Below are 11990 nucleotides of genomic sequence, written 5' to 3'. Positions count from 1 at the left end.
CCGTTATTTCCTTAACGTGGTGTTCAACCTTTGTTCGAGCGAGGTGAGGATATTTTGCAGGGTGGTGTTCACCTCATCGTCGTTAAGAGTGCGCGATGGATGCTGCCAGGTCAAGCCGACCGCGAGGCTTTTTCTATCAGGATCAATACCTTTACCCTGGTAGACATCAAACAGCCTGAGGTCTGTGAGCCATTCCCCTGCATTGTCACGAATTACTTCAAGCACGGCGCTCGACGCCACATCACGTCCTGCGATCAACGCCAGGTCACGACGGGTTTCAGGGAACTTGGACAGTTCGCTGAATTTCGGCAGACGACCTTCGACCACATCACCCAGTACCAGCTCGAAGACGAACACGGGACGCTCCAGGCCGAGGGTCTTGGCCAGCTCCGGGTGGATCGCGCCCAGGTAGCCCACTTCCTTGCCGTCGCGCTCGATGCGGGCGGTTTGGCCAGGGTGCAGGGCTGGGTGCTTGCCTGCGCTGAAGCTGAAGTCGGCGAGCGCGCCGGAGTAGCCCAGCAGGGCTTCGACGTCGGCCTTCATGTCGAAGAAATCGACACTGTCACGGCCATTGGCCCAGCCTTCCGGCAGGCGGCTGCCGGTGATCACGCCGGCGATCATCGGTTGCTGCTTGAGGTCGCCCAACTGGCCGACGAAGCGCAGGCCGCTTTCGAACAGGCGCACGCGGTCTTGCTGGCGGTTGAGGTTGTGCTGCAGCGCCTTGACCAGGCCCGGCCACAGCGAGGCGCGCATCGCGGCCATGTCGCTGGAGATGGGGTTGGCCAGCATCAGCGGCTCGACGCCCGGGGTGAACAGCTCGAACAGCTTGGGATCGATGAAGCTGTAGGTGATGGCTTCCTGGTAGCCGCGAGCGACCAGCAGGCGACGCAGGACCGGCAGCTCGCCGCGCGATTCCGAACGAGCCTTGGGGGCCAGGCGGGCTTGCGGGTAGCGAACCGGCAGATTGTTGTAGCCGTACAGGCGCGCCAGCTCTTCGATCAGGTCGACTTCGAGGCTGATGTCGAAGCGGTGGCTCGGGATCTCGACAGTCCACACCCCTGCCCCATTGGTGCTGGTTTTCAGCTCCAGAGCGTTGAGCAGTTGTTCGATCTGGGCCGGGGCCATGTCCATGCCGAGCATCTGACTGACGCGTTCGGCGCGCAGGGTGACCGGAGCAACCTTGGGCAGGTGCTGCTCGCTCACGGCTTCGACGATCGGGCCGGCTTCGCCGCCGACGATCTCGAGCACCAGGGCGGTAGCGCGCTCCATCGCTTCGCGGGCCAGTTGCGAGTCGACACCGCGCTCGTAACGGTGCGAGGCATCGGTGTGCAGGCCGTAGGAACGGGCCTTGCCAGCAACGGAAACAGGCTCGAAGAAGGCGCTCTCCAGGAACAGGTCGCGGGTCTTCTCGGTGTTGACACCACTGTGCTCGCCCCCCATGACGCCGGCGATGGCCAGGGCGCGGGTGTGGTCGGCGATGACCAGGGTGTCGCTACGCAGGGCAACTTCCTGGCCGTCGAGCAGGACGAGCTTCTCACCCTCCTCGGCCATCCGCACGCGGATGCCGCCATTGATTTCGGCGAGGTCGAAGGCGTGCATCGGCTGGCCGAGCTCGAGCATCACGTAGTTGGTGATGTCGACGGCAGCGTCGATGCTGCGTACGTCGCTGCGACGCAGGCGCTCGACCATCCACAGCGGGGTCGGCTTGCTCAGGTCGACGTTGCGGATGACGCGGCCCAAATAGCGTGGGCAGGCAGCGGGAGCGCTGACGTCCACCGGGCGTACTTCATCGTGGGCAGGTGCGACGGCCGGGACCACCGGGCGGGTAACCGGGGCGTCATACAGGGCGCTGACGTCACGCGCCAGGCCCGCCACCGACAGGCAGTCGCCGCGGTTCGGGGTCAGGCCGATCTCGATGCTGGCATCATCCAGATTGAGGTACTGGCGGATGTCTTCACCCACCGGTGCGTCGGCTGCCAGCTCCAGCAGACCGTCGTTCTCTTCACTGATCTGCAGTTCGGCGGCCGAGCACAGCATGCCGAAGGATTCGACGCCACGCAGCTTGGCCTTCTTGATCTTGAAGTCGCCAGGCAGTTCGGCGCCGATCATGGCGAACGGGATCTTGATCCCCGGGCGCGCATTGGGGGCGCCGCACACCACCTGGAAGGTTTCCTGGCCGTTGCTGACCTGGCAGACGCGCAGCTTGTCTGCGTCCGGATGCTGCTCGGTGGCGAGGATCTCACCCACCACGATGCCGCTGAACTGGCCAGCCGCCGGGGTGACGCTGTCGACTTCCAGGCCGGCCATGGACAGGCGGGCGACCAGTTCGTCACGGGAGACTTGCGGGTTTACCCAACCGCGCAGCCACTGTTCACTGAATTTCATGCTGTTCTCCTGAAGATTGCGTCGAGGTGTGGCCTAGCGGAATTGCGCCAGGAACCGCAGGTCGTTGTCGAAGAACAGACGCAAATCGTTGACGCCATAGCGCAGCATGGCCAAGCGCTCGACACCCATGCCGAAGGCGAAGCCGGAGAATTCTTCCGGGTCGATGCCGGACATGCGCAGCACGTTCGGGTGGACCATGCCGCAGCCCATCACTTCCAGCCAGCCGGTCTGCTTGCACACCCGGCAGCCTTTGCCGGAGCACATCACGCACTCCATGTCGACTTCGGCGGACGGCTCGGTGAAAGGGAAGAACGACGGACGGAAACGCACCGCCAGCTCTTTCTCGAAGAACACCCGCAGGAACTCTTCGATGGTGCCCTTGAGGTCGGCGAAGTTGATGTCGCGGTCGACCAGCAGGCCTTCGATCTGGTGGAACATCGGCGAGTGGGTAATATCCGAGTCGCAGCGGTATACGCGGCCCGGGCAGACAATGCGGATCGGCGGCTGGGTGCTTTCCATGGTCCGCACCTGAACGGGCGAAGTGTGGGTGCGCAGCAGCATGTTGGCATTGAAGTAGAAGGTGTCGTGCATCGCCCGGGCCGGGTGGTGGCCGGGGATGTTGAGCGCTTCGAAGTTGTGGTAGTCGTCTTCGACCTCAGGGCCTTCGGCGATGCCGTAGCCGATGTGGGTGAAGAACTGCTCGATGCGCTCGAGGGTACGGGTGATCGGGTGCAGGCCACCGGTGGCCTGGCCACGGCCTGGCAAGGTGACATCAATGCATTCGGCAGCCAGGCGAGCGTTCAGCTCAGCCTCTTCGAAGGCGGCCTTGCGTGCGTTGAGCACGTCAGTGACGCGCTCCTTGGCGTCGTTGATCAGCGCACCGACCTTGGGGCGCTCTTCGGCTGGCAGGTTGCCCAGGGTCTTCATCACCTGGGTCAGCTCGCCCTTCTTGCCGAGAAATTGGACCCGGATCTGTTCCAGGGTATTGATGTCTTCAGCGCGTTCCACGGCCTCGAGGGCTTGGGAGACCAGCGCGTCCAGGTTTTCCATGTACAGACTCCAGATACGAAAATAGGGGAAGAGCTTTGAAGGCTCTTCCCCTATCGATGACGTTTTACACCCGCCGACACGGAGTGCCGGCGAATGATTGTCGCGGGTACTTAAGCCAGGACGGCTTTAGCTTTCTCGACAATCGCAGCAAACGCCGCTTTTTCGTTCACTGCCAGGTCGGCCAGAACCTTGCGGTCGATTTCGATCGACGCCTTTTTCAGGCCAGCAATCAGACGGCTGTAGGACAGGCCGTTGGTGCGGGCACCGGCGTTGATACGAGCGATCCACAGAGCGCGGAACTGACGCTTCTTCTGGCGACGGTCGCGGTAGGCGTATTGGCCTGCCTTGATGACCGCTTGCTTGGCGACGCGGAATACGCGCGAGCGTGCACCGTAGTAGCCTTTAGCCAGTTTCAGAATTTTCTTGTGACGCTTACGAGCGATGACGCCACGCTTTACACGAGCCATGAGTAACTTCCTCTATCTTTGACCGAAATTAACGTACGCGCAGCATGCGCTCGACTTTTGCCACGTCAGACGGGTGCAGCAAGCTGGCACCGCGCAGTTGACGCTTACGCTTGGTCGACATTTTGGTCAGGATGTGGCTCTTGAAAGCGTGCTTGTGCTTGAAGCCGGAAGCTGTTTTCAGGAAACGCTTCGCAGCACCGCTCTTGGTTTTCATTTTTGGCATGTTGGAACTCCGCATTCGATAAAATTACACAATAATCATCAGGCCTGCCGTGCCCGGGAGATTACTTCTTCTTTTTGGGAGCGATGACCATCATAAGCTGGCGTCCTTCCATCTTAGGATGCTGTTCGACGGTCCCGTATTCGACGAGGTCGGTTTCGACCCGCTTCAACAGTTCCATACCCAGCTCCTGGTGGGCCATCTCACGGCCGCGGAATCTCAGAGAGATCTTGGCCTTGTCCCCATCGGTAAGGAAACGTACCAGGTTGCGTAGTTTTACCTGGTAATCCCCTTCTTCCGTCCCTGGACGAAACTTGATTTCTTTAATCTGGATCTGCTTCTGGTTCTTCTTCGCTTCGTTGGCCTGCTTCTTCTTCTCGAAGAGGTGCTTGCCGTAGTCCATCACCTTGCAAACAGGTGGGACAGCGTCAGCGGAGATTTCCACCAGATCCAGCTTCGCTTCATCAGCGATACGAAGCGCTTCATCAATCGAGACGATGCCAATCTGCTCGCCATCAGCGCCAATTAACCGAACCTCGCGTGCCGAGATATTCTCGTTGATCGGTGCCTTAGGTGCAGTTCGTTTATCGTTTCTCATTTCACGCTTAATAGTCATTACTCCGATTCTTGGCGACCACGCCGGGAAACCGCATGCGACAGGAGCTCAGCGAATTGCGCGACGGGCATGGAGCCCAGGTCTGCGCCTTCGCGAGTACGCACAGCGACGGTTTGCGTTTCGACTTCGCGGTCCCCTATAACCAAAAGGTACGGGACCCTCAGCAACGTATGCTCGCGGATTTTAAAGCCGATCTTCTCATTTCTCAAGTCGGACTTGGCACGGAAACCGCTTCCGTTCAACGTTTTTTCCACCTCGAGGGCGAAATCGGCCTGTTTGTCGGTGATATTCATGATCACCGCCTGGGTCGGTGCCAACCACGCTGGGAACACACCGGCGTAGTGCTCGATCAGCATGCCGATGAAGCGCTCGAACGAGCCGAGGATGGCGCGGTGCAGCATCACAGGACGCTTACGGGCGTTATCTTCGGCGATATAGCTGGCATCCAGACGCTCCGGAAGATTCGGATCGTACTGCAGGGTGCCGCATTGCCAGTTACGGCCGAGGCAGTCGCGCAGGGTGAACTCGATCTTCGGACCATAGAACGCGCCCTCGCCCGGCTGGTATTCCCAGGCCAGGCCGGATTCGTTCAGGGCGTCGGCCAGCGCGCCTTCGGCACGGTCCCACAGCTCTTCGGAACCGACACGCTTGGCCGGACGAGTGGACAGTTTCATGGCGACGTCGGTGAAACCGAAGTCCTTGTACACGTCCAGGGTCAGCTTGATGAAGTCGGCCGCTTCCTTCTTCACCTGCTCTTCGGTGCAGAAGATGTGGGCGTCGTCCTGCACGAAGCCGCGCACGCGCATGATGCCGTGCAAGGCGCCGGACGGCTCGTTACGGTGGCAGGCACCGAATTCGGCCAGGCGCAGCGGCAGGTCGCGGTACGACTTCAGGCCTTGGTTGAACACCTGCACGTGGCACGGGCAGTTCATCGGTTTTACCGCGTAGTCGCGGTTTTCCGACGAAGTGGTGAACATGTTCTCGGCATAGTTGGACCAGTGGCCGGAACGCTCCCAGAGGATGCGGTCGACGACCTGCGGGGTCTTGATTTCCTGATAGCCGTTCTCGCGCTGGACCTGGCGCATGTACTGCTCGAGCACCTGGTAGACGGTCCAGCCGTTGGCGTGCCAGAACACCATGCCCGGGGCTTCTTCCTGCAGGTGGAAGAGGTCGAGCTGCTTGCCGATCTTGCGGTGGTCGCGCTTTTCGGCTTCTTCGATGCGCTGGATATAGGCCGCCAGCTGCTTCTTGTCAGCCCAGGCGGTGCCATACACGCGCTGCAGTTGCTCGTTCTTGGCGTCGCCGCGCCAGTAGGCGCCGGACAGCTTGGTCAGCTTGAACGCCTTGAGGAAACGGGTGTTCGGCACATGCGGGCCACGGCACATGTCGACGTATTCTTCGTGATAGTACAGGCCCATGGCCTGCTCGTCCGGCATGTCTTCAACCAGACGCAGCTTGTAGTCTTCGCCACGGGTGCTGAACACATCGATGACTTCGGCACGCGGGGTCATCTTCTTGACGACGTCGTAGTCCTTGTCGATCAGCTGGTGCATGCGCTGTTCGATCGCAGCGAGGTCCTCGGGGGTGAAAGGACGCTCGTAGGCGATGTCGTAATAGAAGCCTTCGTCGATCACCGGGCCGATCACCATCTTGGCGGTCGGGTACAGCTGCTTCACCGCGTGGCCGATCAGGTGGGCGCACGAGTGACGGATGATCTCCAGTCCCTCTTCATCTTTGGGGGTGATGATCTGCAGGGTGGCGTCGTGTTCGATCAGGTCGCAGGCATCGACCAGTTTGCCGTCGACCTTGCCGGCCAAGGTGGCCTTGGCGAGGCCTGCACCAATGGATGCGGCAACTTCAGCTACGGATACGGCCTTGTCGAACGAACGTTGACTGCCATCGGGAAGAGTAATGGTGGGCATGGCGCCTCCTCTCCTAGTGGTGACCCCTACCAAAGGTCACGTGGGTTGGGATGAGCCAGTACAAGATCCGACCTGCCTTTCCCGGGGGAAAGCCTGCCTCACAGCGGCAGAAGCCTTTCGGCCTGTCAGGGGCGAACCAGAGTGACTGGAAAGATAACTTGCGCGCTGGACGTGAACAGCTGCAAGCCGACCATGCTAGCACGCGGCCTGCGCGTGACGCAGAAATATTTGGAATTTACGCCGGAGCGGTGAACTTGTACGGAAAAATTCCTATCAGACCCTCTGAAGCATCCTACTCTTGATGAGACCTAACCCAAGGAGTGTCTGGTTATGCGAGTTCAGTCTCTTCTGGCCGCGTGTGCCGCGAGCGTCCTGCTGCTGCCACTGGCCGCCACCGCAGGTAACTTCCCCGCCGGCAAGGAGGCAGCCTACATGACCCAGTGCCAGCAAGTCGCGACCGGCCAGGGCGTGGACGCGGCAACGGCGAAAAAGCACTGCGATTGCGGCGCCCAAGCCATCAAAAAGAATTTCACCGATAAGGAGATCCAGGACCTCGACAGCACGGACGGCGTCGACGCCAAGTTGATGGCGAAAGCCCAGAGCGTGGTACAGGCCGCCTGCAAGCCAAAATGATGACCCGCCGAGCCGCACCGATCGCGCATTGTTTGCGCCAGATCAGTATCCGGCTAAGGTAAACAGCGCTACATAAGCAGAATTAGACTATGATGTTGCCGGTGCTCCGTAGCCTCGGCCGCATTGCACCACTGAAAAACTAAATGTTCTGGAGATTCACCTCATGTCCAATCGCCAACAAGGCACCGTCAAATGGTTCAATGATGAGAAAGGCTACGGCTTCATCACCCCAGCAGGCGGCGGCGACGACCTGTTCGTACACTTCAAGGCCATCGAATCCGACGGCTTCAAGAGCCTGAAAGAAGGCCAGACTGTTTCCTTCGTTGCCGAAAAAGGCCAGAAGGGCATGCAGGCTGCTCAGGTTCGTCCGGAGTAATTCGGATACCGCAGTAAAAAAACCCGCCTTAACCGGCGGGTTTTTTCATGGATTCGGATTTATCCGGACAAACCATCTCCCTCGGGCGATCAGCCGCAGTTGGCGCGGATGACCTTGCCCTGCTCGTCGACGTTCAGGTTCAAACGATCGGAACGGTATTCCAGGGTGACGACATCATGGGGCTTGAGGATGCGAGCGGTCTGCGCGCCAGTTGCCTTGCGGGCCTGCTCGAGCAGCTCGGGCGTGCCCTGCTTGCCGACAGCGAAATCGGCACCACCGGCGCTGCAACGGCCATCGCCACCAGCAGGGGTCGCCGGCGCGGCGCTGCCGCCATCAGACGAGCCACCGGTGCTGCAACCAGCCAGAACGGCAGCCATCAGCAAGGTCGCCAGGGAAGCGCGGGTACGAAACATGAATCCTCCTAATCGATCTCGGGAACTGTCATATGCGACCGCTCCGCTCACAGTTTGTTGCAAAACCGCTCAAGTCTGCCTGATCTCGCCCGATCAGGCCAAAAGCAATCGTGACCGGATTTTGCATCGTGGCGATTGGTTAGGGCGGGCGGCCTGCTTATGCTTAAGTCGCAGCGCAACAGCTGCAAAGGCATGATTTACTTGGCAGACGTGGAGTGCGTCTCGCCTCCCCCGCGAACGCCAGGAGCCGGTGTTCGACCCCAGGCACCAGGCACAGTCGCGAGTACCCCATGAACACCCATAGCATAGACGCCGACATCAAGGTCAAATGGGCCGAGGGCCAGAGCGCCTACAGCCCGGGCACTCCGGAAGAATTACTGCTGATCGCCATCGACCTGCTGGTCCGTGATCGGGGCAGTGAAGCAGCGCGCAGCTTCATCGAACAAGTGTTCGAGCGCTACGCGCCGCACGCCGCTATTTCAATCGAGCCAGGCGAGCGCTGAGCAGGTCGAAGAAGCCCTGGGCGTCGCCGTTCTCGACCCACATCACGTTGGCCGGCTGCTTGAGCACGCCGTACCAGTCGGCGACAGTCTGGGCGAAGGTCGGGCCTTCGCGGCTGTCGACCGTCATGTGGATCTGCTTGCCACTGAACAGCTCTGGCTTGAGCAGGTAGGCGATGACCGTGGCGTCGTGCACCGGGCCACCGCTCATGCCGTACTTGTCCATGTCGTACTTGATGTAGGCGTTGAGAATGTCCACCACCTTCTTGCTGGCGTCGTTGCCGACAGCGGCGAGCTGCTTGAGGCGAGCGTCGCTGGTGATGATCTTGTGGGTCACGTCCAGCGGCAGGTAAGTCAGCTTGACGCCACTGGCCAACACCACTTCGGCAGCATGCGGATCGGCGTAGAGGTTGAACTCGGCCACCGGGGTGATGTTGCCGCCATTGAAGTGGGCGCCACCCATGATCACCACTTCCTTGATGCCCTTGACGATTTCCGGCTTCTGGATCAGCGCCAGAGCGAGGTTGGTCTGCGGGCCGAGCATGGCGATGGTAATGCTGTGGGGCTCGGCGGCATCGAGGGTGTCGACCAGGTACTGCACGGCATTGCCTTTGGCCAGAGGCTGCTTGGGCTCATGCACCGCGACCCCCGTCAAGCCTTCCTCGCCATGGACATCGGCGGCGTAGATCGGCGTGCGCACCAGCGGGCGCCCTGCCCCGGCGTAGACCGGAATGTCTTCACGGCCGGCCCATTCGCGCGCCAGGCGTGCATTGCGGGAGGTCTTGTCGAGACGCACATTGCCGGCGACGGTGGTGATGGCGCGGATCTTCAGCTCCTCGGGCGAGGCCATGGCCAGAAACAAGGCCACGACATCGTCGGCGCCGGGGTCAGTGTCGATGATCAGGTCCCGCGGGGCGGCGAATGCACTGGCGGCGGCCATCGTCGACATGAGCACGACTCCTTGTAGCAAACGTTTGGCTTTGTTGATCAACATCCCGCTTCACTCCTTTGCTTTTGTTGTTTGGTCTGTTTCGGGTGGGCGGGCCGGTAAAAGCGCCCTCTACCTAGAACGTGACGCCCGCGATCAACGCGATATTGCTGTAGGGCTTGCACTCCCCGGTGCGGATCACCGCCCGCGCCCGCTGGCTCAAGACCTTGAACGCCTCGTGAGGCATGCGCTCACGCTCACCGAGCAAGCCCAGCGCATGCTGCTCCTCGACCTCCACCAGCCCGGGCGGTGCGGCGCTGAAAATCTCGTCGGCCAACACGTGCCGCTCCACCTGCATCTCGCTGAGCACCACGCGCAGCACGCTGGCAAAGCCCGGGATGCCCGGCGTCAATGCCAGGTCGATCAATTCCACCCCTGGCGGCACCGGCAGGCCGGCATCGCCGATCACCAGGATGTCGCCATGGCCCAAGCCGGCAATGGTGCGCGAGAGGGCGATATTGAGCAGCGCGGTCTTCTTCATGGCGCCAACTCCTTGAGGAAGGGAATGGATGGCTGCGCCCCTGCACGGGTGACCGAGATGGCTGCAGCACGCTGCCCCCGCACGATCGCCTCGCCCTCCCCCAGCCCACAGGCAAGCCCCGCTGCGAAGCCACCGACGAAGGTGTCGCCTGCCGCCGTGGTGTCCAACGGTTTAACCTTGGTCGCCGGGAAATGACGGCTGCCATGCTCGCTGACGAACAATGCACCTTCAGCGCCCAGGGTGACGATCACCTTGCCCGCGCCCCATTCGCGCAGACGCTCGGCGGCTTGGCGGGCGCTGTCGATGTTGTTCACCGGCAGGCCGGTCAGGGCCTCGGCTTCGCTCTCGTTGGGGATCAGGTAGTCGATATGGGCGAACCACTCCCTGGGCAGCGGCCCCGTCGCCGGAGCCGGGTTGAGAATGACCGTCTTGCCCAGCTCACGACCGCGAGCCAGCGTCCAGGCCACGGTGGCAGGCGGCACTTCGAGTTGGCAGATGATCACGCCGGCGTTCTGCAGCAACGCGTCGAAGCGCTGCACCGACTCGGGGATCAACAGGCCATTGCCGCCCGGGATGATGACGATGGCATTCTGGCTAGCGGCATCCACCACTATCAACGCCACGCCACTGGACACGCCCGCGCAGACGCCCACTGCCTGGCAATCGATGCTCTCGCTCTCCAGGGCATGGCGCAACTGCTGGCCATAGGCGTCATCGCCGACATTGCCGACCATGGCCACGCTCGCCCCCAGGCGCGCGGCAGCGACGGCCTGGTTGGCACCCTTGCCGCCGGGCACGGTGAAAAAACTGTCGCCGGCGAGGGTTTCGCCGCCACGCGGCAGACGCTCGGCACGGGCCACCAGGTCCATGTTGAGGCTGCCGACCACTACGACCTTGGCATGCATGGGTCTTCCTTAGCGGTAATCATTGAACAGGTCCGGGCGCGGCCCGGTGGATTCGCGCAGCACGATACGCGGCGCGACGATACGTTGCTGCGCCGTATCGCGGCGCGGTGTGGCGATGCGCGACAGCAGCAACTGCGCAGCGCTGTCGCCCAGCTCACGGATCGATTGGCCGACAGTGGTCAGCGGCGGATACACATAGCGGCTCAGCTCGATGTCATCGAAGCCGATTACCGATAGCTGGCCAGGGACGTCGATATTGCGCTCGGCCGCAGCACGCAACACACCGAAGCCGATCATGTCGTTGCCCGCAAAGATCGCCGTCGGCGGCCTGTCTTCGAGCAGCTGCGCAGCCGCTGCGTGCCCACCAGGGCTGGTAAAGTCGCTATGCAGCACGCGATCGGCGGCCACGTCCAGCCCGGCTTCGGCCATGGCGCGACGAAAACCGGTCACACGCAGTTGGCTGACGCCAGTCTCGGCCGGACCGCCGATGCAGGCAATGTCGGTATGGCCGAGCTCAAGCAGGTGGCGCGTAGCCAGATAGGCCCCCAGCTCGTGATCGATACGCACAAGGTCGGCATCGACACCTTCGAGGGCTCGGTCGACGATGACCATTGGCGTGCGCACGGCAGCCAGGCTTTCGAGCAGGTCACGGTCTTCGCCCACCGAGGCGACGATCAGGCCATCGATGCGTTTTTCCAGCAGCACCCTCAGGTAGCTGCGCTGCTTCTTCGGATCATCGTCCGAGTTGCACAGGATCACGCAATAACCGTTGCGCTCGCAGCCGTCCTCGATACCGCGCGCCAGCTCGGCGAAGTACGGGTTGACGCTGCTGGGCACCAGCAAGCCGATGGTCGCGGTGCTGCGCGCCTTGAGCGAGCGGGCCACGGCGCTGGGCACGTAGTCCAGTTCGGCGATGGCGGCCTCGACCTTCAGCCGCACGTGCTCGCTGACCGGACGGGTCTTGTTCAATACATGGGACACAGTGGTGTAGGAAATACCCGCCAGTGCCGCGACGTCTTTGATGGTTGCCATGG

14 protein-coding genes are annotated in these 11990 nt (G+C 61.7%); 3 read left to right on the top strand and 11 right to left on the bottom strand.

What is annotated here, in order from left to right; all coding sequences use genetic code 11:
* Positions 1-3: 3 nt before the first annotated feature.
* The 6 genes from pheT to thrS form a co-directional block, all read right to left on the bottom strand.
* Complete coding sequence (gene pheT / locus ACNFHO_RS00645) at positions 4-2385, bottom strand: phenylalanine--tRNA ligase subunit beta (protein WP_416764780.1); 2382 nt, start codon at positions 2383-2385, stop codon at positions 4-6.
* A 33-nt stretch (positions 2386-2418) separates the two neighbouring features.
* A complete protein-coding gene (gene pheS, locus ACNFHO_RS00640; RefSeq protein ID WP_054892050.1) occupies positions 2419-3435 on the bottom strand; it encodes a phenylalanine--tRNA ligase subunit alpha in 1017 nt (338 codons plus the stop codon).
* A gap of 110 nt (positions 3436-3545) precedes the next feature.
* Entirely contained in the window at positions 3546-3902 is a 357-nt protein-coding gene (gene rplT, locus ACNFHO_RS00635) for a 50S ribosomal protein L20 (protein ID WP_003250671.1), read from the bottom strand.
* Between the two features lie 28 nt (positions 3903-3930).
* Positions 3931-4125, bottom strand: a complete 195-nt coding sequence (rpmI, locus tag ACNFHO_RS00630) for a 50S ribosomal protein L35 (protein WP_003250667.1) — start codon at positions 4123-4125, stop codon at positions 3931-3933.
* Between the two features lie 61 nt (positions 4126-4186).
* Positions 4187-4738 carry a translation initiation factor IF-3 gene (gene infC / locus ACNFHO_RS00625; protein ID WP_172964767.1) on the bottom strand — a complete coding sequence of 184 codons (552 nt, stop codon included), beginning with the start codon at positions 4736-4738 and terminating at the stop codon, positions 4187-4189.
* Positions 4738-6660 (bottom strand): threonine--tRNA ligase, encoded by a 1923-nt coding sequence (gene thrS, locus ACNFHO_RS00620; RefSeq protein ID WP_416764778.1) that lies wholly within the window; start codon positions 6658-6660, stop codon positions 4738-4740. Before thrS ends, infC begins: the two co-directional genes overlap by 1 nt.
* A 330-nt stretch (positions 6661-6990) precedes the next feature.
* Between thrS and ACNFHO_RS00615 the strand changes: the two genes are divergently transcribed.
* Positions 6991-7293 carry a hypothetical protein gene (locus tag ACNFHO_RS00615; protein WP_054892052.1) on the top strand — a complete coding sequence of 101 codons (303 nt, stop codon included), beginning with the start codon at positions 6991-6993 and terminating at the stop codon, positions 7291-7293.
* Positions 7294-7456: 163 nt separating this feature from the next.
* The gene (locus ACNFHO_RS00610) at positions 7457-7669 is read left to right on the top strand and encodes a cold-shock protein (RefSeq protein WP_012313861.1); all 213 of its coding nucleotides are present in this window, start codon (positions 7457-7459) and stop codon (positions 7667-7669) included.
* Positions 7670-7758: 89 nt separating this feature from the next.
* On the opposite strand, the gene ACNFHO_RS00605 is transcribed toward ACNFHO_RS00610, so the two are convergent.
* Positions 7759-8082: an I78 family peptidase inhibitor gene (locus ACNFHO_RS00605; protein WP_054892053.1), complete on the bottom strand. Its 324-nt coding sequence runs from the start codon at positions 8080-8082 to the stop codon at positions 7759-7761.
* A gap of 290 nt (positions 8083-8372) precedes the next feature.
* Here ACNFHO_RS00605 and ACNFHO_RS00600 point away from each other — a divergent pair, with 290 nt between their 5' ends.
* A complete protein-coding gene (locus ACNFHO_RS00600) occupies positions 8373-8585 on the top strand; it encodes a hypothetical protein (protein ID WP_063545310.1) in 213 nt (70 codons plus the stop codon).
* Here the strand turns inward: ACNFHO_RS00600 and ACNFHO_RS00595 are convergent.
* From ACNFHO_RS00595 to ACNFHO_RS00580, 4 genes are all read right to left on the bottom strand, one after another.
* Entirely contained in the window at positions 8557-9522 is a 966-nt protein-coding gene (locus ACNFHO_RS00595) for a nucleoside hydrolase (RefSeq protein ID WP_323453978.1), read from the bottom strand. The two genes, ACNFHO_RS00600 and ACNFHO_RS00595, sit on opposite strands and share 29 nt — an antisense overlap.
* Before the next feature lie 124 nt (positions 9523-9646).
* Positions 9647-10051, bottom strand: coding sequence for a D-ribose pyranase (rbsD, locus tag ACNFHO_RS00590; RefSeq protein WP_416764776.1), 405 nt, complete (start codon positions 10049-10051; stop codon positions 9647-9649).
* Positions 10048-10956, bottom strand: a complete 909-nt coding sequence (rbsK, locus tag ACNFHO_RS00585) for a ribokinase (RefSeq protein WP_416764775.1) — start codon at positions 10954-10956, stop codon at positions 10048-10050. Before rbsK ends, rbsD begins: the two co-directional genes overlap by 4 nt.
* A 9-nt stretch (positions 10957-10965) precedes the next feature.
* Positions 10966-11988 carry a LacI family DNA-binding transcriptional regulator gene (locus ACNFHO_RS00580; RefSeq protein ID WP_063545313.1) on the bottom strand — a complete coding sequence of 341 codons (1023 nt, stop codon included), beginning with the start codon at positions 11986-11988 and terminating at the stop codon, positions 10966-10968.
* Positions 11989-11990: the final 2 nt, after the last annotated feature.

It is taken from the genome of Pseudomonas sp. NY15374, assembly GCF_048068255.1.
Classification (GTDB): Bacteria; Pseudomonadota; Gammaproteobacteria; order Pseudomonadales; family Pseudomonadaceae; genus Aquipseudomonas; species Aquipseudomonas machongensis.
The sequence above is the reverse complement of the archived record's forward strand: the minus strand, read 5'-3'. Positions and strand labels throughout refer to the sequence as shown.

Bases quoted from the DNA above. Each gene is read 5' to 3' on its own strand.
- pheT (WP_416764780.1), bottom strand. From the start codon at position 2,385: ATGAAATTCAGTGAACAGTGGCTGCGCGGTTGGGTAAACCCGCAAGTC.
- pheS (WP_054892050.1), bottom strand. From the start codon at position 3,435: ATGGAAAACCTGGACGCGCTGGTCTCCCAAGCCCTCGAGGCCGTGGAA.
- rplT (WP_003250671.1), bottom strand. From the start codon at position 3,902: ATGGCTCGTGTAAAGCGTGGCGTCATCGCTCGTAAGCGTCACAAGAAA.
- rpmI (WP_003250667.1), bottom strand. From the start codon at position 4,125: ATGCCAAAAATGAAAACCAAGAGCGGTGCTGCGAAGCGTTTCCTGAAA.
- infC (WP_172964767.1), bottom strand. From the start codon at position 4,738: ATGACTATTAAGCGTGAAATGAGAAACGATAAACGAACTGCACCTAAG.
- thrS (WP_416764778.1), bottom strand. From the start codon at position 6,660: ATGCCCACCATTACTCTTCCCGATGGCAGTCAACGTTCGTTCGACAAG.
- ACNFHO_RS00615 (WP_054892052.1), top strand. From the start codon at position 6,991: ATGCGAGTTCAGTCTCTTCTGGCCGCGTGTGCCGCGAGCGTCCTGCTG.
- ACNFHO_RS00610 (WP_012313861.1), top strand. From the start codon at position 7,457: ATGTCCAATCGCCAACAAGGCACCGTCAAATGGTTCAATGATGAGAAA.
- ACNFHO_RS00605 (WP_054892053.1), bottom strand. From the start codon at position 8,082: ATGTTTCGTACCCGCGCTTCCCTGGCGACCTTGCTGATGGCTGCCGTT.
- ACNFHO_RS00600 (WP_063545310.1), top strand. From the start codon at position 8,373: ATGAACACCCATAGCATAGACGCCGACATCAAGGTCAAATGGGCCGAG.
- ACNFHO_RS00595 (WP_323453978.1), bottom strand. From the start codon at position 9,522: ATGGCCGCCGCCAGTGCATTCGCCGCCCCGCGGGACCTGATCATCGAC.
- rbsD (WP_416764776.1), bottom strand. From the start codon at position 10,051: ATGAAGAAGACCGCGCTGCTCAATATCGCCCTCTCGCGCACCATTGCC.
- rbsK (WP_416764775.1), bottom strand. From the start codon at position 10,956: ATGCATGCCAAGGTCGTAGTGGTCGGCAGCCTCAACATGGACCTGGTG.
- ACNFHO_RS00580 (WP_063545313.1), bottom strand. From the start codon at position 11,988: ATGGCAACCATCAAAGACGTCGCGGCACTGGCGGGTATTTCCTACACC.